Raw genomic sequence first — 20,021 nt, forward strand, 5'->3', positions numbered from 1 at the left:
CGGCCTTTCGCCGCCTCCATGACCTTCGGTGGCGCGCCGGAGGACAAGACCCGCTACCAGGGCCTGGTCGGGCTGAAGAAGGTCTACGGGCTCGACTTCAAGGAATTCACGTCACTCGACACGGCGGGGCCCCTGACCGTCAACGCCCTCACGAAGGGCACCGTCGACGCCGCGATCCTCTACTCGACCACCCCCGAGATCGAAGACCGCGGCTTCGTCGCCCTCACCGACCCCGAGAACGTGTTCGGCGTGCAGAACGTCATCCCCCTGGTGAACACCTCATCGGTGCCGGCAGAGGCCCAGGAGGTGCTGAACTCGATCTCGAAGGCCCTCGACACCGACACCCTGACCGCCCTGAACGCCAAGGTCCAGATCGATCAGGACCCCGCGGACGAGGTCGCGAAGGAGTGGCTGCAGGAGAAGGGCCTCGTCTGAGGCCCGTCACCAGCCGGCGCCTCAGTGCTCGTGGCGCTCGGTCACGGCCAGGCCGACCTCGAACCGGTAGGCCTGCTCCGCCTCGAAGGATCCTTCGTTCTCGTAGCGGCGGGCGCGCGTGAGGGTGTCGGGTTCGGCCGGGGTCCAGGGCATCTGGCCCGTCTTCACGAATCCCACCCAGTCCGCGTGCAGGGTGTCGGCCAGCCCCTGGGAAGGCTTCTCGCCCAGCACGCGTTCCACCCCCTCGGCATCCAGCAGGTCGAAGGCGAAGGGGATGTCGGTGCAGTGCTGACTGGTGCCGTCGAGGGCGCTAGCGACGCTCTCCCACCGGCGCCTGGGCGAACGGGATACCGAGGAAGGCGGTGGAACCGGGGCGGGAGAGGCCGCGCACGGCACCCCCGCGGAAACGAACGACAGACATGCCCGGCAACCTACTCCCGCCCGGCTCGGGTGAGGTCGTGCGCGGCTCGGAACAGGCCGTCGCCGGTCAGTTCCCCGAGACGGTGTCTCCCCAGGCGGACTCGGCGCCGCTGTGCCCGATCCGGACCACCTGCTGACCCGTACCGATCGCCGCCACCAGCGACAGCGCCGCGACGGCGACCAGGACGACCCGGCCGGTCGTCGAGTCCTGCTCGTCCCGGCCCTCGGAGCGTTCTGAACGTTCCCTCCACCAGCACCAGGTGACTGCGACGGCGGCCACGGCGAGCACGATCAGCCAGGGCAGTAGACCGTCGGCGAGCTCGGCGTGCTTCTCGATGAGTGGCTCGTGCCCGACCACCTGTTCCAGTGACTCCCCGGACTCGGTGGAGATCGGGTACAACACCAGCGAGGCCGCGGTCAGCAGCAGCGGTACCGGTCCGGCCCAACCGCGGAACCGCGCGGACAGGGCGCTGCCCAGCACGGTGATCGCCGCGATCGGGATCATGACCACGCTCGCGTGGACGATCAGGGGATGCAGGGGCAGCCCGGCAACGGTGTCGAACATGAATGTGCCTCCTCCGGACCGGGCCGGTGTGCCCGGCTGAGCACCTCCTGACCCGGTGACGCTGTTCAAGATCATGGAGGCTGATCTCCTCCCGGGGGCCGGACCGGCGGGTTGCAGAGGAAACGCAGAAGTTCCGCCGCCGCATCGCACCTCCGGCCCGGGCATGCTGGGGCAATGACCTCCACCTCCTCGTCCGCCCCCGGCTCCGTCGTCCGGGCGCTCGTCGTCGAGGACGAGCAGGACCTGGCCGATGCGCTGGCCCGCATCCTCACACTGGAGGGATGGCAGGTCCGGACCGCGGGCGACGGCGCCGGGGCCGTCCGGCTGGCGGCGCAGGACCCGCCCGACATCGTCGTCCTGGACGTGATGCTCCCCGACACGACCGGCCTGGAGGTGCTGCGCGGCCTGCGCGCGGTCGACCCGGACGTGTGCGTGCTGTTCCTGACCGCCCGCGACAGCCTGGAAGACCGGGTGGCGGGTATCGCGGCCGGTGGCGACGACTACCTGACCAAACCGTTCGCCACCGAGGAACTACTGGCCCGCCTGCGAGGGCTCCTGCGCCGGGCCCGGCTCGCGTCCGACCCGGCCCCGGGCATCGGCGGGAACGGGCTCGTGGTCGGGGACCTGGTGATGGACGAGGACGCCCGTGAGGTCACCCGGGGCGGCGATCGGGTCGACCTGACCGTGACCGAGTTCGAGCTCCTGCGCTTCCTCATGCGCAACCCGCGCCGCGCCCTGTCCAAGACGCAGATCCTGGACCGGGTCTGGAACTACGACTTCGGTGGTGACGCCCACGTGGTCGAGCTGTACATCTCCTACCTGCGCAAGAAGATCGACCGGGGACGGGAACCGATGATCCACACGGTGCGCGGCATCGGGTACATCCTCAAACCGGCCGGCCGATGATCCGTCCCGGGCTTCCCCGCACCCTGCGGGGCCGGCTCATCGCCGTCCTGGCCCTGGCCCTGTCCATCGGTTTCGCCGCCACCGCGCTCGCCACCGCGCTGCTGGTCCGGCACGTCCTGCTCTCCCGTCTGGACGCCCAGCTGGAGGCTGCGGGTAACCGTTTCGCGGTCTCACTGGAGTACGACGGCGAGAGCGACGACGACTCGGCCGACACCGCCGAGCGCTTCGGCCGGGTCGAGGGTCAGCTGGCCGGCACCCTCGGCGCCCGCCTGTACGGGGGAAAGGTCACGGACGCCGCGATCATCGGTGACGACCGCACCTCCACGCAGGTTCCCCTGACGGCCCGTCAGCGCCTCGCGCAGTTCACGGACGCGGCGGGTCCGGTCACGGTGGAGCTGCCTCGACTGGGCGACTACCGCATCGTCGTCACGGCCGGCCGGGACGGTGACCTGCTGGTCGCCGGACTGCCCGCCGAGCCGATCGAGCACACGGTCCGCGTACTCGTCCTGGCCGTGGCCGGGGTCTCCACCGTCGCCCTCCTGACCCTGGTGGTCGTGGCCGCCTCACTGGTGAGAGTCATGCTCCGGCCTCTGGCCCGGGTGTCCGCCACTGCCGCTGTGGTGGCCGGCCTGCCCCTGACCGCGCAGCAGGTCTCCCTGCCGCGCCGCCTCGACCAGCAGTCCGCCGGCAGCGAGATCGACGTTCTCATCAGTGCTTTCAATGCCATGCTGGAACAGGTCGAGTCGGCTCTGCACACCCGGGCCGACACCGAGGTGCGCCTGCGCCGGTTCCTGACCGATGCCAGCCACGAATTGCGCACACCGGTAGCCGTGATCCTCAGTCACGCGGAACTCGCCCGGCGCGAGGGGGGAGACTCCCTGCCCGAGGGGGTGAACCGATCGCTGGGACGGATCACCGCGCAGTCGCAGCGCATGCGTCACCTCGTCGACGACCTGCTGCTGCTGGCGCGCCTGGACAACGGCCGCCCCCTGGCCCACGAACCGGTCGACATCGTCCGGCTGGCCCTGGAGGCGCTCGACGACGCCCGCACCGCCAACCCCGGGCACCGGTGGAAGCTCTCCCTGCCCGATCACCCGGTCACCGTGCACGGCGACACCCACGCCCTGGCCCAGGTGCTGGCCAACCTCCTGACGAACGCGGCCACCCACACACCCGCCGGCACCACCGTGACCCTGCACGTGCGGGAACTCAGCCGGCGCACGAGCATCGAGGTCCGGGACGACGGCCCGGGCATGCCCGCCGATCTGGTACCGCGGGCCTTCGAGCGGTTCGCGCGGGGCGACGTCCACCGCTCCGGCGGCAGCGGACTCGGGCTGGCCATCGTCGCCGCGATCGTGCAGGCCCATCTGGGTGACGTCGGACTCACCTCGACGGACGAGGGCACCACCGTGACCCTGACCCTCCCAGCCGATTCTGGTGCCACTCCCGGCTCCGTCCCAGCTTCCTGAGAACAATCACAGAGGTAGACCGGTCACCGTGGAGCCATCGAGCCAGGAGGCCCCATGACCGCGATCTCACCGCCCCACCAGCACACCGCCCCGTTTCCGCCGGCTCCCGGCCGGGCCCGGATCACGCCGGTGGCCGCCCTCACACTGATCGCGCTCGGGGCTGCACCGGTGCTCGGCCTGTGGTGGCAGGACACCACCTTCGTCTCCGGTACGGGCGGGCTGCTCACCAACGCCGGGAGGATCACCGGGCTCGCCGCCGGGTACGCCGTGCTCGTGGTGCTGGCCCTGATGGCCCGGGTCCCCGCCCTGGAACGAGGCGTCGGCGCCGACCGGCTGGCCCGCTGGCACGCCGCCGGTGGCCGCTACGTGGTCAGTCTGGCCGTCGTGCACACCCTGCTGATCGTCGCCGGGTACACGGTCGAGGGCCACACCGGGCTCCTGGCCCAGGTCCGGGCCCTGCTGACCAGCTTCGACATGCTGATGGCGACCGCCGCCCTGGGCCTCTTCCTGCTCGTCGGCGTCACCTCCGCCCGCGCGGCCCGCCGCCGTCTGGCCTACGAGACCTGGCACCTGGTGCACCTGCTCACCTACCTGGCCATCGCCCTCACCTTCACCCACCAGTTCTCCGCGGGCGCCGACTTCACCGACCGTCGGGTGCAGGTCGTGTGGCTGGCCCTGTACGCCGTGGTCGGGACCCTGCTGCTGTGGTACCGCCTACTGACCCCCCTGCTGAACCTCACCCGGCACACCCTGCGCGTCGAGAGTGTCGTGCCGCACGGCACCGACACCGTGTCCGTCACCGTGCGGGGCCGGAACCTGGCCCGGCTCGACGCCCGGCCGGGACAGTTCTTCCGCTGGCGGTTCCTCACCCCCGGGCTCTGGGCCGCGGCCAACCCCTATTCCCTCTCGGCCCCTCCGGCCGGGGACCGGCTACGCATCACGGTCAAGACCGCCGGAACCCACAGCGCAGCACTGGCCCACCTGCGCCCCGGCACCCGGGTCCTCGCGGAGGGCCCCTACGGCTCCTTCACCGGCGACCTGGACCGGCGCTCGTCCCGGGGACGGGCCAGCGGCAAGGTGCTCCTGATCGGGATCGGCATCGGGATCACCCCGCTGAGGGCGCTCTTCGAGACGATCCCCGCCGCCCCCGGCGGCCTGACCCTCCTCTACCGTGCCCGCGACACCTCAGACCTGGTGCTGTGGCAGGAGATCCAGCAGATCGCCGCGGCCCGCGGCGCCCGTCTGGAATACCTGGTCGGCGACCGCCGATCCACCGACCATCTCTCCCGGCGGCAACTTCGATACCTTCTGCCGGATCTGCGCGAGCACGAGGTCTACCTCTGCGGCCCGGACGAACTCGTCGGCCGGGTCATCCACAACCTGCGCCGCGAAGGTGTCCCCCGCGCCGCCGTCCACCACGAGTCGTTCACGTTCTGACGGCACCGCGCCCCCGAAGGAGCCCCATCATGAATCGCCTCGTGCTGACCAGCACGGCGACGGTCGCCGGGATCGTCGCCCTGCTGTCCCTCAAGACGCAGACCCAGAACTCACCGATCCTCACCACCACCGCGGCCGACACCTCGGGCTCCAGCGCCAGCTCGGACTCCAGCTCCGGCTCCAGCTCCAACGGATCGGCGACGTCGAGCACCTACACGGGCGACGCGGTGACCACCCGCTACGGCATCATCCAGGTACAGGTCACGGTGACGAACAAGAAGATCACCGACGTCTCGTTCGCCCAGCTCACCGCCTTCGACGGGCACTCGCAGCAGATCAACTCCTGGGCCGGCCCCGAGCTGATCCAGGAGGCGGTGCAGCAGCAGAGCGCCCAGGTGGACACCATTTCCGGTGCGACCTACACCAGCGACGGCTACCGCCAGTCCCTGCAGTCGGCCCTGGATCAGGCGGGTCTGACGTGACCACCACCAGCGCGCCGGCAGTCCACGCCGAACCCTGCATGGGCACGGTCTTCTCGTTCCGGATCACCGGCCGCGGGCTCGCGACCGGGTCTCTGGAACAAGCCCTGGCCCGGATCCATGCCATCGACGCGATGTTCTCCACCTACCGTGAGGACAGCCAGATCAGCCGCCTGCGCTCCGGCGACCTGCGGCTGCCGGACGCCTCACCGGACGTCCGCCGGGTGCTCCAGGAGTGCGAGCGCCTGGAACACCTTACCGACGGTTACTTCAGTGCCCGCCCCGACGGTGACCACCTCGACCCCTCCGGATACGTGAAGGGCTGGGCGGTCCAGGAGGCCTCCGGCATCCTGGCCGCGGCCGGGTCCCGCGACCACTGCGTCAACGGCGGAGGGGACGTCCTGTGCCTGGGCGCCCCGGAACCCGGCCGCGGCTGGCGGGTCGGGATCAGCGATCCACACGATTCCTCCCGGCTGCTGGAGACTCTCGAGGCCACCGGCCCGGTCGCGGTGGCCACCTCGGGCACGGCCCAGCGGGGCGCGCACATCCTCGACCCGCACACCGGGCGCCGCCGCACCGAACTGGCGTCGGTCACCGTCATCGCCCCGGACATCGTCACCGCCGACGTGTACGCCACCGCCGCGGTGGCCATGGGACCCCGGCGGGCGGGCGAGTGGCTCGCCGGACAGGCCGGGATCCGGGCCGTGCTGGTGCTCGCCGACGGCCGCCGGACGGACATCCCCGGCTGAGCAGTACGCCCGCGCACCGCGGAGGGCAGAACGGGAAGCCGGTCAGAGCGGCGCCACGGTGATCGCCTCGCCCGCGGCCCGGGAGACGCACGGCATCACGAAGGATTCCCGTTCCTGCGCTGTCAGCACCAGGTCGCGGTGCTCGGCCTGGCCGGCGACCAGACGCAGCCGGCAGGTGCCGCAGGTGCCCGACCCGCAGGAGCTGGGGGTGCGTACTCCGCTGCGCCGCAAGGCATCCAGCGCCGTCTCGCCGGCGGCCACGCCGATCGGCTCGCCGGTGGGTTCCCAGGTCAGAGTGAACGGGGCGCTCGTGCCGCCGAGGGCGTCGACCCCGGCGAAGTCCTCGAAATGGATGTGGGAGGGCCGCCAGTGCATGGTGAGCGCCCGCACCTCGTCCATCAGGGCCGTGGACCCGCAGCAGTAGACGTGGGTCTGGTCGTCGGGTTCGGCCAGCCACGGCCACAGGTCGGCGCGGCCGGAGACGGCGCTGTGATGGAGCACCACCACGTCCATCAGGTCCGGATGAGCGAGTTCCTCGGCGTAGGCGGTCTCCTCGCGGGTGCGGGTCAGGTACACCAGCCGCACCCGGGCCCGCGCCTGCTCGAGGAGGTGATGCAGCATCGAGCGGATCGGGGTGATGCCGATGCCACCGGCCACGAGCAGGTAGCGCGGTGCCTCGACCAGATCGAAGGTACTGGTGGCAGCGGAAACAGTGAGCAGGGAACCGATCTCGGTGTCGTCGACCACACTCACCGAGCCACCTCGTCCGTCCGGCTGCCGGTGCACCGCGATCACGTAACGGTCGGTCTCGGACGCCGGGTTGGTGATGCTGTAGCTACGGCGCTGACCCGCCGGGGTCTCCAGCGACACGTGCGCACCGGGTGGGTGCGGCGGTAGAGCGCTGCCGGCCGGGTCACGCAGTTCGATCTCGCAGATGGACGATGTCAGCATCCTTTTCGCGCTCACCCGGAGCCTTCGGTCGCTCACCAGACCACCTCGTCCTCAATTTTGACCGCTCCACCGTCGATGACCTCGCCGTAGACGCCGATCTCGTCGGTGCCGATGTGCTGCACCAGCAGGCGCGGCAGCGGGATGTCACGACGGGCGTCGGCCGGGTTCACCTCGGTCGCCGCGCACCGGTGCGTGGTGCGCACGCCGTGCAGCCGGGCCTGGCCGATCGTGATGTCGCTGCCGACCAGACCCAGTTCGCTCCAGGCGGGCAGGCCGTCGACATAGATGTTGGCCCGCAGGCGTAACGGGTCGATCGACAGGCCGGTGCGCTGCTCCAGGTCGCGCACGGAGGCGAGGTTGATGATGGAGACCGCGTTCATCAGGGCGTCCGACACCACCGAGACGTCGGTGAACCGGCGGCCGTCCTCGCGGGCCAGCACCGGCAGCACCCCCGCCGGCAGGTCGAGCACCCGGGCGAAGAACGCCATGCTCCGCTCGCGGCCCTGCGGCGTGGTCCAGTTCTCCTGGAGGACGACGTGCTCGCGCACGCTCACGGTGAAGTTCTCGCTGTCGGCGTCCAGGTGGGTGTTCAGGCCGGCGAGCCGTTCCTCCTTCACCAGCACGAAGAACTGGTGCTTGCTCACCGGGGTGCGCCGTCCGGGGTGGTAGTCGCCTCCCGGACGGGCCAGCGCCCAGATCCGGTCGGCCGGGAAACCGGCCCCCGGCGTCAGCTCCACCTCGGACAACGGCTGCGCCGAAAGCCCTTTGACCGGATAGTGCCACAGCGAGACGACCCGCCCCACCGACGTCCCGGGTCCGTCGCGTTTGATGCCCACGCCGGGCCACTATTCCAGAAGGTTCCTCAGCCCGCGGCGATCGGTGGCCGATTGGTCGAGGCGAACAGGGCATCCAGCACCTCGGGCCGACCGGAGAACCCGAACAGCGGCCCCTGGGCGGAATCACAGCCCAGGGCGCGCAGAACGTCGGCCTGAGCCGGGCGTTCCACACCTTCGGCGATGACCAGGTGCCCGAGAGCGTGACCCATGCCCACCGCCGCGCCGGCGATGGCGGCCCCGGCCTCGTGCCGGTCGACGGTGGCCGTCATCGACTCGTCCAGTTTCAGCACCTGCACCGGCACGGTCCTCAGCCGGGCCAGGGGACAGGTGCCGGAGCCGAAGTGGTCCATCGCCAGCCGCACACCCATCCGGTGCACCCCGGCCAGGTTCTGCGCGACGGCCGGGCTGTCGGCCCCGAACGCCTCCTCGACCAGCTCGATCACCAGCTGGTTGGCCGCCAGCCCGGTCTCCTGCAGCGTTTCGTTCACCAGGTCGACCACGTCGATCGCCTCGAAGGTCTGCACCGACAGGTTCACCGAGATCCGGCCCCGGCCCGGGCGCCAGTGCGCGGCCCGGCGGCATGCCTCCCGCAGCACCCAGGTGTCCAGATCGCCGATCATCCGGTACTCCTCGGCGATCGGCACGAATTCCGCGGCGGTCAGCGACGGGGAACCGGCCGGCTGCCAGTGCACCAGCGCCTCGGCGCCGATGATCTGGTGCCGGTCCAGGCGCATCACCGGCTGGTAGCGCAGGTTCAGCTGACCGGCGGAGATGGCGGTGCGCAGCTGCGAGACGATGCGCATCTTGCGGTCGACGTCGAGCTGCATCTGGGTGTCGAAGACGCTCAGACGGGCCCGCCCGCCCCGTTTCGAGGCGTACATGGCCAGGTCTGCGCGCTGCAGGATGGTGTCGGTACCGGGACCGGGCACCGCGTCCTCCACGGTGTTCAGGGCCACGCCGATGCTCGCGCTGACCACCACCTCGCAGCTCTTGATCGTCAGCGGTCGTTCCAGCTCCACGGCGATCCGCTCGGCCAGTTCCTGCGCCCGGCCGGGGGTGGCGAACGAGCCGGCCACGATGAACTCGTCCCCGCCCAGCCGGGCCACGACATCACCTCGGCGACAGACCGCGCGCAGCCGCTCGGCCGTCAGCACCAGCAGCTCGTCGCCGGCCTCGTGCCCCAGGCTGTCGTTGATCAGCTTGAACCCGTCGAGGTCGATGAACAGCACCGCCACCACCGGGCCGTCCTGATGCTGCGACGCGATCAGCTGCTGCAGCCGTTCCAGCAGGGCGCGACGGTTGGGCAGGCCGGTCAGCTCGTCCATCAGCGCCGTGCGGCTCAGACTGTCGTGCAGGCCGCGCATCTCGGTGGACGACACCTCCAGCGAGCGCTCCAGCAGGTACCGGTCCTTGTCGGCCTGCTCGTACGTGGCCGACACCACCGCCAGCAGCCGGGTCCAGACCTCCGGCGCCGATGGCTGCTGCGGGTCCAGGCTCAGCCGGCGCAGCTGGCGGACCAGGAGCCGGTGCAGCTCGGGTTGCCGGTCCGGATCCTGCTCCGGAGGGGAGGTCATGACGGCAGTTCCTGGAACGTCGTGATGGTGAGGGTCTGGTTCAGCAGCCCGGAGGTCTTCTCCCCGATCGGTGAGATCTCCCCGTAGGAGTAGAAGCCGGCGATCAGCGCGTCGGTCGGCAACCTCGACGCCACCGTCTCCAGCTCGTCCTCCGTGCGCTGGCCCAGCACCGCGCGACGCCCGACGCAACTGATCACCAGGGTCATCACCGGGAGGCCGGGCATCAGCTCGGCCCCCTTGACCGCGTCCCCCGCCCCCTCGACCAGCTCGTCGATGTTCGCGCGCATCAGCCGGGCCACCGAGTTCTGCCGGATGTCACCGGTGAAGGCCATGCTCTGCTGCTGCTCGTCGAACGCCTGGACCGTGCGCACGACCGCGCTCTGGGCACCGTCGGGGGTGCGCACCGAGAGGGGGAACAACAACGTCGCCTCGGGGGTGTCGCCCATCTGCTCGCCGAGATAGTTGCGGTACAGGCCCAGAGCCGGCTGACCGTCGAGCTCGTACAGCACGTTCCCCTCCGAGCGGGTGACCTTCCGCTCCGGCCCCAGGATGCTCCAGCCACCCCCGGCGCCGTGACCGATCCGCAGGTTCGGGCCGCTCAGCCCGACCACACACACCGCGCCCGTGCGGGGACGCCCGTCCACCAGCACCCAGGTCCGGTCGAACCGGTGGCCGTCCCCGGCCAGGCCACCGGTGATCAGGGCCCGCCCCCGGCCCCCCTCGCTCAGGCCCCGGGCCAGCTCGGCGCCGTTGGCGCGCAGGCCGTCGGAGAGCACGATGATCCCCTTCAGCCCGGGATCACCGGCGGCCAGCTCCTCGGCCAGCTCCCGGCCGATCTGGTGCGAGTCGCGGGATGCGCTCATGTCCCGGGTGATCAGCTGCAGGCGGGTGCTCGCGAAGCTGGTGACGGCCACGGTGAGGGTGCCGTCCTCGACCCTCTCCCCCAGGATCTCGCCCGCGGTCGAGCAACCGATCACCACGGAGGTCGGATAGGCCGCCAGCACCTCGGGCAGCGGGCTGCTGTCGGTGGCTTCCAGCACCGCCGCGGCACCGAAGACCATCACCAACGTCGCCGGGCCGTCCCAGGCCGGCAACGGATCCGCGTATCCCGTGCCCGCACGCCACTGACCCGTCCAGGCCCTCACCATGTCCCCTTGCCCTCGGCAAACCTCCTTCAACCATCGGCCGGCCGGCGGGAAAGATGAGGACTGCCGGGGTCAGGCCACCTGCCAGATGTGGTCGTCACTGCTGGAGCAGGTGAACAGCGGGTCGCCCGGTACGTGCAGCAGGCGATGCAGACCGGGGGCGTCGATAGACTCCGCCTGCACCGCCGGCCACCCCCGTTTCGATGGAAGTTGACATGCTGAAGTTCCAGGAAGTCCTGTCCCGGCTCACGGCCTACTGGGCGGAGCAGGGCGCCATGACCGTGCAGCCCTTCAACACGGAGGTCGGCGCCGGTACGGCCAACCCGGCCACCGCCCTGCGGGTCCTGGGACCGGAACCCTGGCGGGTCGCCTACGTCGAGCCCAGCGTGCGCCCCGACGACAGCCGCTACGGCGAGAACCCGAACCGGCTGCAGACGCACACCCAGTTCCAGGTGATCCTCAAGCCCGACCCGGGCAACCCCCAGGAGCTGTACCTGGAGTCCCTGGCGGCCATCGGCATCGACCTGGACGCGCACGACGTGCGGTTCGTCGAGGACAACTGGGCCTCCCCCGCCCTCGGCGCCTGGGGCCTGGGCTGGGAGGTCTGGCTCGACGGCATGGAGATCACCCAGTTCACCTACTTTCAGCAGATGGGCGGCGTGACCCTGTCGCCGACCTCGGTGGAGATCACCTACGGGCTCGAGCGCATCGTCATGGCCCTTCAGGGGGTCAACCACTTCAAGGACATCCAGTACGCGCCGGGCATCACCTACGGCGAGGCGTTCGGTCAGGTCGAGTACGAGATGAGCCGCTACTACCTGGACGACGCCGACATCGACACCGCGCGCCGCCTGTACGACCTGCACGAGGCCGAGGCGACGCTGATGATCGAGCGCCGGCTGCCGGTGCCGGCCTACTACAACCTGCTCAAGTGCTCACACACCTTCAACGTGCTGGACGCCCGCGGTGTGGTCTCGACCGCCGAACGCGCCCGGGCCTTCTCGACCATGCGCCGGCTCTCCCGCGACGTCGCCTCGCTGTGGGTGGAACGCCGCGAGGAGAACGGTTTTCCGCTGGGCACGGTGCAGACCCCGGTCGCCGCCGAGCCGCTTCCCCTCCCCGCCCCGGCCACCGCGCCGTCCACGCTCCTGTTCGAGATCGGCCTGGAGGAACTACCCGCCGGTGAGGTCGAACGGGCCCAGGACTGGCTCGGCACGACCGTGCGCGAGCGCCTGAGCGCGACCCGGCTCACCTTCGGCGCGGTGCGCGCCCTCGCGACCCCGCGGCGCCTGGTCGTCCTGGTCGACGACGTCGCGGTGCGCGAGAGCGACGCGACCGAGACCGTCCGGGGCCCCCGGGCCACCGCGGCCTTCGACGCCGCCGGAGCCCTGACCCGGGCCGCGACCGGCTTCGCCGGCAAGCACGGGGTCGACCCGGCCACGCTGGAGCGCGTTCAGGTCGACGGCGTCGAGTACGTCAGCGTCGTGCGGCAGCTGCCCGGGCGCGCCGCCGCGCAGGTGCTGTCCTCGTTGCTGGCCGACGTCGTGCGCGACCTGCACGCCGAGCGGAACATGCGCTGGTCCGACCCCGACCTGGCCTACGTGCGCCCGATCCGCTGGCTCCTGGCCCTGCTGGGCGAGGCGCCCCTCCCGGTCACCGCCGGAGCCCTGACCTCGGGCACGAGCACCCGGGTGCTGCGCCTGGCGTCCACCCCGACCGTCGAGGTGACCAGCGCGCACGGGTACGAGGACTTCCTGCGCGGGCACGACATCATGCTCGACCGCTCGCAGCGTCGCCGCGTGATCCTGGAGGCCGCCCACCGCCTCGCCGCCGCGGCCGGTGGACGGGTGGACGAGGACGTCGACGGCGGTGTCGTCGACGAGATCGTCGACCTGGTCGAGTGGCCGGTTCCGGTCCGGGGCAGCTTCGACGAGCGCTACCTGGAACTGCCGCCGGAAATCCTGATCGCGGTGATGCGCAAGCACCAGCGTTACCTGCCGATCCGGCAGCAGGACGGCGCGGGTCTGCTGGCCGGCTTCGTCACGTTCGCCAACGGCTCCTGCGACCTGGACGTGGTCGCGAACGGTAACGCGGCCGTGGTGCGCGCCCGCTTCGAGGACGCCTCGTTCTTCTGGGCCGCCGACCGCCGTCGCAGCCTGGCCGACCTGCACGCCGGGCTGGAGAAGCTGACGTTCGAGACCAGCCTGGGCTCCATGGCCCAGCGCTCGGCCCGGATCGCCCGCATCGCCTCGGCCGTGGCCACCCGCACCGGGCTGAGCGCCACCGACAGCGCCACCGTCGAGCGGGCCGGAGCCCTGGCCAAGTTCGACCTGGCCTCGCAGATGGTCGTCGAGATGACGTCGCTGGCCGGCACGATGGCCCGCTACTACGCGCTGGCCGCCGGTGAGTCCGAGGCCGTCGCCACCGCCCTGAGCGACATGGAACGTCCGCGTTCCTCCGAGGACAGCCCCGCCTCCACCCTGCCGGGTGCGGTGCTGGCACTCGCCGACCGCGCCGACCTGCTGGCCGGTCTCTTCGCGATCGGCGCTTCCCCCTCGGGCAGCAAAGACCCGTTCGGTCTGCGCCGCGCGGCGCTGGGCCTCGTGGCCACGCTGCACGCCCACCCGGAACTGGCCGGGCTGAGCGTGCCGGACCTGCTGGAGACGGCCGCGCAGGCCCTGCGGGCGCAGGGCCTGGAGGTTCCGGGCAAGGCCCTGGAGCAGGCCGCCACGTTCGTGGTCCGCCGTCAGGAACGCGCGTACGTCGAGGCCGGTCACGATGTCGACCTGGTGACCGCCGTCCTGCCGCTGGCCGCCACCCCGGCCGCCACCTCCGCGGTGCTGGCCGAGGTCGAGAAGCTCGTCGCCGCAGGCCTGATCGGTGGGTTCGTCGAAGGGGTGCAGCGGGCGCGGCGCCTGATCGGCAACGCCGACCGGCCCGCCGCCGGCAGCCCGCTGGACGTCTCGGCCGACCCCAGCTCCCAGTCCCTGGCCGAGGTCTACGGCCAGGCCCGCACGGCCGGGTACGCGCCGGGCGCCTCGCTGACCCAGCTCGTCGAGGCCTGCGCCCCGCTGGTCACCGCGCTGCATGCCTTCCTCGAAGACGTGCAGGTGATGGCCCCCGATCCGGCCGTCCGTCAGGCCCGCATCGCCATCCTGTCGGCCATCAGTGACGTCGCCGAGACCACCGGCCTGGACTGGGAGGCACTCTCCCGGGCCGTCAAGATCGACGCCCAGAGCACGACCCGCTGAGGCATCCGGTGGTTCCCGCTCACCCGGGTTGGCGGGAACCACCGGAAGGTCAGGGCGTGCGCAGGTTCTCGGGCCCCGAGCTGCTGCGGATCGTAGGGCGTACCGCCAGGGCCGCGACCAAGGCGCCGACGGTCGCGGACAGAGCTGCGGCCGCCATCGCGGCGGGTAGCGCGACCGCGAGTTTGGGCCCGACCCCCTCGTCCTCCGAGCCGACGACCAAGACCCCGAAGACGAGCCAGCCCAGCACCGCCCCGAGCACGGTCGCCGGCACCGCGGCCAGCAGCATCTGCCGGCGCACGATCTTCGAGACGAAGGCCGGCGAGGCCGCGAGCGCCACCAGGATCGCGGTGGCGCGGGCGTTGTCGAGAACCTGCTCGGTGGCCCCCACCACCAGGGAGAACGTCGCCACCACGGCTGCAACGGCGACCGCCACCGCGGCACCGGCCATACCGACCAGGTAGAACTTCTGGTCGTGGGCGTCCGGCCCGGTGACGTCCACCACCAGGGTCGCGATGATGCCGTACGAGATACCCACGGCCAGCATCACGCCGACGACCCGACCGGGCGTGCGCACATCGGCCATCAGGCGACGTCCGGCCATGGACGTAACCAGCCCGCGACGACGCGCGGCCAACCATCCGGTGAACAGGATCACCCACGGGCCGGAGCTGATCGCCAGGGCCACGGTGGCGGCCGCTGCACCACCGACGCCCAGTTGGTGCATGAACGAGGACCTCCACAGGAAGATCGCGATGAGGCCGGCTGAGACCACCGGTGCGACAGCATGGGCTGAGGTCAGAGGACGCTGCTGCCGGCGGGTCAGGCCCAGAGGTGACACCGCGGCCGGGCGGGCGGCCTGAGCGGCCACCAGGCCGCCGAGGGGAAACGCCGCCGCTACCATGACCAGCCAGCCGACCAGGATCGGCCATTCGGGCTGGGGAAGCATTTTCGACCCGATCGGCAGAGCCGGGCCGAGAACCAGCCAGAGCAGCAGGTAGAGCGGTCCCGCCGCGAGTGCTCCGATGACGGCCGCCCGCGTCCCCTCCAGGAAGGCCAGCCGGCGCAGGTCGCGGCGGGTGGCCCCGGCCAGACTCAGCGCGGCGAGCCGTCGTTCGCGGGCGGCCGTACCGGTGCGCAGCGCCTGGAGGGCCAGGAGCACGAAGGGCACGACCAGCAGGACCGCCCCGATGGCCGTGCCTCCGCGGAGCCCACTTTCGACCACGTAGGGAGCCAGACCTCCATCCGGGGGCCCGTTCACACCCAGGTCCGTGTAGCACCCGGAGTCGTCGCAGGTGTACGACGAGGCGGTACCGACCCGGAGGGTGAGGATCGCCAGCGCGCCGAGCAGGAGGGCACCGCTGCCGGCCACCCCGAATGCCATCCGCCGGGCCCGCTGCCGGTCGGCGGCGGAGCGGGGACGGGACAGCTGCCAGAAGATCGAACTCGCACCGGTACTCATACCAGCACCGCCTCGGAGGCGATCTCACCGTCGAAGAGCCGGATCTCACGATCGGCCCGGGCCGCGACGGAATTGTCGTGGGTGACGACGATCAGGGCGGCACCACTGCGCCGGGCCTCGCCGATCATCAGGTCGAGCAGTTCCCGGCCACCGATCGAGTCCAGGCTGCCGGTCGGCTCGTCGGCGAGCATCAGCTGCGGGCTGGTGATCAGCGAGCGCGCGACCGCCACCCGCTGCGCCTGGCCGCCGGACATCTCAGCCGGCTCGACCTCGGCCAGCTCCTGCGCGCCGCACCGCTCCAGCCAGCCGAGCGCGAGCCGGCGGGCTTCCTTGGGGCCGTGCCCGTCCAGCAGCAAGGGCAGAGCGACATTGTCGAGACCGGTGAGCTCGGGCACGAGCTGACCGAACTGCAGCACCAGGGAGAGTTTGCTGCGGCGCAGCCGGGCCCGCTCGTCGTCACCGGCCCCGGTCAGCGACTGGCCGAAGAGCCGCACCTCGCCACTCTGCGGCCGGATCAGCCCGGCCGCGACGTGCAGCACGGTCGACTTGCCGCAGCCGCTGGGCCCGGTGACGGCCAGGATCTCGCCCGGCTGCACGGTGAGACTGACGCCCCGGACGGCGACCGTGCGGTGGTAGGCGTGCTGGATGTTCTCCAGCACGAGAACCGGCTCGGCGGTGTCAGATACACCGATCTGACTCATGATCGTGCTCCTTCGGCGGACGGGGTCGGTTCGGTGTTCTCAGGGTCTTCACCCTCGGCGGGCTCGTCAGATTCGGCGGGCTCGTCGGATTCGTCCGTCGCGGGGTACTCCAGAACCGCGCCGGGCAGTATGCCCACCGCCGGTGCGGGCAGTCGCCGGATGCGCTCGCCGGTCAGCTCGAGCCAGCGCAGATCGGCGTCCAGATGCAGACGCTGGAGATCACGGACACCGGTGCGGCCCAGGGCGGTCACGGAACGGTCGGTCTCACCCGAAGAGAGTTCCAGTGCCCGCATCGCCCGCAGGTGCGTCGCCCGCTGCCGGGACAACAGAGCGCCCGGGTCGGCGTGCAGACGGTAGGCCGCGAGGGTCTTGCGGATCAGCTCGTCGGCCGGTACACCGCCGGGCACCCCCGGATCGATCGGCTCGGCCAGCCAGTCCCGGGCCCGGGCCCCACCGGCGTCGGTGAGTTCGTAGACGGTCCGTTCGGGGCCGTCCCCCGCCTCGGTCTGGGCGATCTGGATCAGGTCGTCACGTTGCAGGCGGGCCAGCGTGGAGTAGACCTGCCCGAACGCGAGCGGCCGCAGACCGGCGAACCACTCGTCGTGCGTGCGTTTCAGGTCGTACCCGTGCCGGGGGCCCGGGAGAAGGAGCGCCAGGAGCGCATCGCCGATGGCCATGATCATGACTATACACTCGGTTCATACACCGGGTGTATAGATCACTGCATCCCTTCGCTGACGGGCCTGACCGAGTCCTACACGAACACCGCCGAGATCAGCATCAGCACCGGAACGCACACCACCGTGGTCAGCAGCGCCACATCCCGCGCGATGGGCTCACCCCGGCCGTACCAGATGGCATACGTCTGCACGTTCTGCGCGGTCGGCAGGGCGGCCATTGCCACCACGGCGAACAACGCCGCCCCGTCCAGGCCCAGCAGGGGCCCGGCCACGACGAAGGCGACCGACGGCATCACCATCGTCTTGACCACGGTCGCGGTGAGCACGGGCGGCAGATCGGCACCGGCCAGGGGACGCCTCCCCCACAGCGATATGCCGAACGCCATCAGCATGAGCGGCACCGCCGCCCCGCCGAGAATCTCCAGCGGCCCGCTGACCACGTCCGGCAGCGTGATGCCGGCGAGAGCCACCAGCACACCGGCGAGCGTGGCCACGACAAAGGGATTTCGCACCGGGACGGTGAGGGTTCCGAGAACATCGAGGCGCCCCCGCGTCCCCAGTTCCAGGGCCGCCGTGACCGCGGGAGCCAGCACCACCAGCTGCAACATGATCAGTGGCGTGGCCGCGGCCACGTTGCCCACCACGTACGTGGCGACCGGCAGCCCGATGTTCGCGGCGTTGGCGTAGGAGGACGCGGTGACACCGATCGTGGTCTCCGCCAGCGGGCGGCGGAAGAACAGCCGGGAGAGCAGTACGAAGATCGCACCGCTGATGATCGCCGAGATCAGGGCCACCAGCGCGGCGGACGAGGCCAGCACCGAGGGATCGCCGTGGGCCATCGTCATGAACAGCAGCGCCGGATTGGCCACGGCGTAGGCGGTCTTGCTCAGGTACCGCGCGCCCTCGGCCGGGACCACCCCGGTCGCGGCCAGGACCACCCCCGCCAGGATCACGATCAGGATGATGGCGAAACCGGTGACCACGCCTGCCAAGATTCAGAAGCCCTTCGGGTGCTGGGGCGCCTCCCCTGAAAGACTCCGGGCCTGTGATGTCCGACGAGGGCAGGCTCCAGTGACGTGTTCATGCTGGCACACACGGGTTCCCGGGTTCCCGACGGGTAGGTGATGATGGTCGATGCTGCGGACGACGTCCTCGCCGCCACCGCGGTACCCCTCGACTCAGGATCGGCGCGGGCTGAAGATCAGGTGTTTGCGGCCACGGTACGCGACGCGCTCCACGCCGATGCCGTAGACCTGCTCGATCAGCTCGCTCTCGATGACCTCGTCCGCCGGGCCCGCACCGACCAGGCGGCCGTGCTCCAGCAGGACCAGATCGTCGCAGTAGCGAGCGGCCAGGTTGAGATCGTGCAGCACGACCACGACGCTGGTCTCCAGTTCCGCGACCAGCGAGAGGATCTCGTGCTGGTAGCGGATGTCGAGGTGGTTGGTCGGCTCGTCCAGCAGCAGGTGCGACGCCTGCTGGGTGAGGGCGCGGGCGATCAGGACGCGCTGCTTCTCGCCACCGGAGAGCCCGGCGAAACTGCGGGATGCCAGGTGCAGGGCTCCCACCCGGTGCAGGGCGGTCCAGGCGATCTCCTCGTCGCTCTTGCTCGTGCGGGAGAAGTCGCCCAGGTGCGGACCGCGCCCGAGCAGCACCATCTCGGCGACCGTCATGGTGGTCTCACCACCGCTCTCCTGCACCACCACGGCCAGGTGCTGGGCGGTTTCGCGGGTGGTGAGCCGCTCCAGCGCACGCCCGTCGACGCTGATCCGGCCGGCCGAGGGCTTGAGCGATCCGTATAGCAGACGCAGCAGGGTGGTCTTGCCGCTACCGTTCGGGCCGATCAGGCCCAGCACCCTTGCGGTGCGGGCGGTGATCGAGACGTCGTCGACCACGCGCTGGGTACCGTAGGCGAACTGCAGCCCGTGGGCCTCGATCACTGCCGGCCGAACCGTTCCTCGATGCGCTCCAGACCGGTGATCGCCAGAGGGCTGGGCGGTTCGGTGAAGTTGAACAGCTGCGGCATCAGGTCGCCGTTCTTCACCGCAGTCAGCTTCTCGGATCCCGGCAGGTCGGTGACGGCTCGGGTCACGTCGTCTGGATCACCGTCGGAGTAGAGCAGAACCAGGACGTCGGGGTTCAGACCGATGAGCTTCTCCAGCGTCACCTCGAACACACGCTCGTCCACGTCACCGAAGACATTGGTGAAACCGGCCGCCTCCAGCTGCGGCTGGGCCATGCTGCGAGATCCGTAGGCATAGGTGACCCCACCGCCCACGGTGGGGTAGAGCACTGCGGCGGTGCGGTTCTCGCCCTTCTCCACCGCGGCCAGGCGCTTTTTCAGGTCGGCGACGGCCGCCGTGGCCTCGGCCTGGCGGTTGAAGACCTTGCCGTAGAAGTGCATCTGGTCGTAGACATCGTCGAAACCGGGATCTTCCAGGCCGTCACCGCACAGGCCGGGCTCTTCCAGCAGGGGGATGCCGACGGAGGTGAGCGTGTCACGGGTGAGGTTCTGCGCCTCGCCGAGCACCAGGTCGGGTTCCTGACTGATCACGACCTCCTGGGAGATCTGCAGATGGCCGCTGGTATCGGTCTTGTCGGTCAGGAGCGGAATCTCGTCCAGGGCCTTCTGCGTGGCCTCGTCGTAGTAGTCAGCGGGGTAGGCACCGGCCCGGGCCGTCACGTCACTGAGCACCCCGAGCGCGGAAAGATAGGGAACCGAAGCACTCTTCAGTAGCAGCACACGTTCCGGAGCGGCGGTGAAGGTCACCTCGTCACCACAGTTCCCGACGGTCAGGGGGTAGTTTCCGCTCGCGTCGGCGGCTCGGGTGGACGAGGTGGTGGACGAGGCGCCACAGCCGACGAGAAGTATCAGAGTGGTTGCGGTGAGGGCAAATTGATGGACGCGGGTGCGCGCGGACATGGGTGGATTCCCCGTTCGTAGGTGGTTGCGTACAACGCGTT

The 20,021-nt window shown here is 70.7% G+C and carries 20 protein-coding genes; 7 read left to right on the top strand and 13 right to left on the bottom strand.

What is annotated here, in order from left to right; all coding sequences use genetic code 11:
- Window positions 1-18: 18 nt before the first annotated feature.
- The gene (locus QSK05_RS35205; protein WP_285601751.1) at window positions 19-435 is read left to right on the top strand and encodes a glycine betaine ABC transporter substrate-binding protein; all 417 of its coding nucleotides are present in this window, start codon (window positions 19-21) and stop codon (window positions 433-435) included.
- Window positions 436-456: 21 nt separating this feature from the next.
- Here the strand turns inward: QSK05_RS35205 and QSK05_RS35210 are convergent, their stop codons facing one another.
- The 3 genes from QSK05_RS35210 to QSK05_RS35220 all read right to left on the bottom strand — a co-directional run bounded on the left by QSK05_RS35210 (window position 457) and on the right by QSK05_RS35220 (window position 1,420).
- Window positions 457-675, bottom strand: coding sequence for a hypothetical protein (locus QSK05_RS35210; protein ID WP_285601752.1), 219 nt, complete (start codon window positions 673-675; stop codon window positions 457-459).
- A 70-nt stretch (window positions 676-745) separates the two neighbouring features.
- The gene (locus QSK05_RS35215) at window positions 746-856 is read right to left on the bottom strand and encodes a carboxylesterase family protein (protein ID WP_285601753.1); all 111 of its coding nucleotides are present in this window, start codon (window positions 854-856) and stop codon (window positions 746-748) included.
- 66 nt (window positions 857-922) lie between these two features.
- A complete protein-coding gene (locus tag QSK05_RS35220) occupies window positions 923-1,420 on the bottom strand; it encodes a DUF2231 domain-containing protein (protein ID WP_285601754.1) in 498 nt (165 codons plus the stop codon).
- A 174-nt stretch (window positions 1,421-1,594) separates the two neighbouring features.
- Between QSK05_RS35220 and QSK05_RS35225 the strand changes: the two genes are divergently transcribed.
- Genes QSK05_RS35225 through QSK05_RS35245 form a run of 5 tightly spaced genes read left to right on the top strand, consistent with a single transcriptional unit; the run spans window position 1,595 to window position 6,460 of the window.
- A complete protein-coding gene (locus QSK05_RS35225) occupies window positions 1,595-2,326 on the top strand; it encodes a response regulator transcription factor (RefSeq protein WP_285601755.1) in 732 nt (243 codons plus the stop codon).
- Window positions 2,323-3,795: a sensor histidine kinase gene (locus QSK05_RS35230; RefSeq protein WP_285601756.1), complete on the top strand. Its 1,473-nt coding sequence runs from the start codon at window positions 2,323-2,325 to the stop codon at window positions 3,793-3,795. Before QSK05_RS35225 ends, QSK05_RS35230 begins: the two co-directional genes overlap by 4 nt.
- 54 nt (window positions 3,796-3,849) lie before the next feature.
- Complete coding sequence (locus QSK05_RS35235; protein ID WP_285601757.1) at window positions 3,850-5,232, top strand: ferredoxin reductase family protein; 1,383 nt, start codon at window positions 3,850-3,852, stop codon at window positions 5,230-5,232.
- A gap of 29 nt (window positions 5,233-5,261) precedes the next feature.
- On the top strand, window positions 5,262-5,714 hold the full coding sequence (locus QSK05_RS35240; protein ID WP_285601758.1) for an FMN-binding protein: 453 nt from the start codon (window positions 5,262-5,264) through the stop codon (window positions 5,712-5,714).
- On the top strand, window positions 5,711-6,460 hold the full coding sequence (locus tag QSK05_RS35245; RefSeq protein WP_285601759.1) for an FAD:protein FMN transferase: 750 nt from the start codon (window positions 5,711-5,713) through the stop codon (window positions 6,458-6,460). Before QSK05_RS35240 ends, QSK05_RS35245 begins: the two co-directional genes overlap by 4 nt.
- 42 nt (window positions 6,461-6,502) lie before the next feature.
- Here QSK05_RS35245 and QSK05_RS35250 read toward each other — a convergent pair whose 3' ends face one another.
- The 4 genes from QSK05_RS35250 to QSK05_RS35265 are packed head-to-tail and all read right to left on the bottom strand — an operon-like array spanning window position 6,503 to window position 10,966.
- Window positions 6,503-7,447, bottom strand: coding sequence for a PDR/VanB family oxidoreductase (locus tag QSK05_RS35250; protein WP_285601760.1), 945 nt, complete (start codon window positions 7,445-7,447; stop codon window positions 6,503-6,505).
- On the bottom strand, window positions 7,444-8,247 hold the full coding sequence (locus QSK05_RS35255; protein WP_285601761.1) for an MOSC domain-containing protein: 804 nt from the start codon (window positions 8,245-8,247) through the stop codon (window positions 7,444-7,446). The genes QSK05_RS35250 and QSK05_RS35255 overlap by 4 nt, the downstream gene beginning before the upstream one ends.
- Window positions 8,248-8,273: 26 nt before the next feature.
- A complete protein-coding gene (locus tag QSK05_RS35260) occupies window positions 8,274-9,821 on the bottom strand; it encodes a putative bifunctional diguanylate cyclase/phosphodiesterase (protein ID WP_285601762.1) in 1,548 nt (515 codons plus the stop codon).
- Window positions 9,818-10,966 carry an FIST signal transduction protein gene (locus QSK05_RS35265; RefSeq protein ID WP_285601763.1) on the bottom strand — a complete coding sequence of 383 codons (1,149 nt, stop codon included), beginning with the start codon at window positions 10,964-10,966 and terminating at the stop codon, window positions 9,818-9,820. Before QSK05_RS35265 ends, QSK05_RS35260 begins: the two co-directional genes overlap by 4 nt.
- 215 nt (window positions 10,967-11,181) lie before the next feature.
- Here QSK05_RS35265 and QSK05_RS35270 point away from each other — a divergent pair, with 215 nt between their 5' ends.
- Window positions 11,182-14,217, top strand: a complete 3,036-nt coding sequence (locus tag QSK05_RS35270; RefSeq protein ID WP_285601764.1) for a glycine--tRNA ligase — start codon at window positions 11,182-11,184, stop codon at window positions 14,215-14,217.
- Between the two features lie 49 nt (window positions 14,218-14,266).
- On the opposite strand, the gene QSK05_RS35275 is transcribed toward QSK05_RS35270, so the two are convergent.
- The 6 genes from QSK05_RS35275 to QSK05_RS35300 form a co-directional block, all read right to left on the bottom strand.
- Window positions 14,267-15,676, bottom strand: coding sequence for an FtsX-like permease family protein (locus QSK05_RS35275; RefSeq protein WP_285601765.1), 1,410 nt, complete (start codon window positions 15,674-15,676; stop codon window positions 14,267-14,269).
- Window positions 15,673-16,377 (bottom strand): ABC transporter ATP-binding protein, encoded by a 705-nt coding sequence (locus QSK05_RS35280; protein ID WP_285601766.1) that lies wholly within the window; start codon window positions 16,375-16,377, stop codon window positions 15,673-15,675. The genes QSK05_RS35275 and QSK05_RS35280 overlap by 4 nt, the downstream gene beginning before the upstream one ends.
- On the bottom strand, window positions 16,374-17,054 hold the full coding sequence (locus QSK05_RS35285) for a PadR family transcriptional regulator (RefSeq protein WP_285601767.1): 681 nt from the start codon (window positions 17,052-17,054) through the stop codon (window positions 16,374-16,376). Before QSK05_RS35285 ends, QSK05_RS35280 begins: the two co-directional genes overlap by 4 nt.
- 77 nt (window positions 17,055-17,131) lie before the next feature.
- Window positions 17,132-18,040: an AEC family transporter gene (locus QSK05_RS35290; protein ID WP_285601768.1), complete on the bottom strand. Its 909-nt coding sequence runs from the start codon at window positions 18,038-18,040 to the stop codon at window positions 17,132-17,134.
- A 195-nt stretch (window positions 18,041-18,235) separates the two neighbouring features.
- On the bottom strand, window positions 18,236-18,997 hold the full coding sequence (locus tag QSK05_RS35295; RefSeq protein ID WP_285601769.1) for an ABC transporter ATP-binding protein: 762 nt from the start codon (window positions 18,995-18,997) through the stop codon (window positions 18,236-18,238).
- A complete protein-coding gene (locus QSK05_RS35300) occupies window positions 18,994-19,980 on the bottom strand; it encodes an ABC transporter substrate-binding protein (protein ID WP_285601770.1) in 987 nt (328 codons plus the stop codon). Before QSK05_RS35300 ends, QSK05_RS35295 begins: the two co-directional genes overlap by 4 nt.
- Window positions 19,981-20,021: the final 41 nt, after the last annotated feature.

Source organism: Kineosporia sp. NBRC 101731 (assembly GCF_030269305.1).
GTDB lineage: Bacteria > Actinomycetota > Actinomycetes > Actinomycetales > Kineosporiaceae > Kineosporia.

Bases quoted from the DNA above. Each gene is read 5' to 3' on its own strand.
- QSK05_RS35275 (WP_285601765.1), bottom strand. From the start codon at position 15,676: ATGAGTACCGGTGCGAGTTCGATCTTCTGGCAGCTGTCCCGTCCCCGC.
- QSK05_RS35235 (WP_285601757.1), top strand. From the start codon at position 3,850: ATGACCGCGATCTCACCGCCCCACCAGCACACCGCCCCGTTTCCGCCG.
- QSK05_RS35280 (WP_285601766.1), bottom strand. From the start codon at position 16,377: ATGAGTCAGATCGGTGTATCTGACACCGCCGAGCCGGTTCTCGTGCTG.
- QSK05_RS35285 (WP_285601767.1), bottom strand. From the start codon at position 17,054: ATGGCCATCGGCGATGCGCTCCTGGCGCTCCTTCTCCCGGGCCCCCGG.
- QSK05_RS35240 (WP_285601758.1), top strand. From the start codon at position 5,262: ATGAATCGCCTCGTGCTGACCAGCACGGCGACGGTCGCCGGGATCGTC.
- QSK05_RS35300 (WP_285601770.1), bottom strand. From the start codon at position 19,980: ATGTCCGCGCGCACCCGCGTCCATCAATTTGCCCTCACCGCAACCACT.
- QSK05_RS35260 (WP_285601762.1), bottom strand. From the start codon at position 9,821: ATGACCTCCCCTCCGGAGCAGGATCCGGACCGGCAACCCGAGCTGCAC.
- QSK05_RS35215 (WP_285601753.1), bottom strand. From the start codon at position 856: ATGTCTGTCGTTCGTTTCCGCGGGGGTGCCGTGCGCGGCCTCTCCCGC.
- QSK05_RS35220 (WP_285601754.1), bottom strand. From the start codon at position 1,420: ATGTTCGACACCGTTGCCGGGCTGCCCCTGCATCCCCTGATCGTCCAC.
- QSK05_RS35225 (WP_285601755.1), top strand. From the start codon at position 1,595: ATGACCTCCACCTCCTCGTCCGCCCCCGGCTCCGTCGTCCGGGCGCTC.
- QSK05_RS35270 (WP_285601764.1), top strand. From the start codon at position 11,182: ATGCTGAAGTTCCAGGAAGTCCTGTCCCGGCTCACGGCCTACTGGGCG.
- QSK05_RS35230 (WP_285601756.1), top strand. From the start codon at position 2,323: ATGATCCGTCCCGGGCTTCCCCGCACCCTGCGGGGCCGGCTCATCGCC.
- QSK05_RS35205 (WP_285601751.1), top strand. From the start codon at position 19: ATGACCTTCGGTGGCGCGCCGGAGGACAAGACCCGCTACCAGGGCCTG.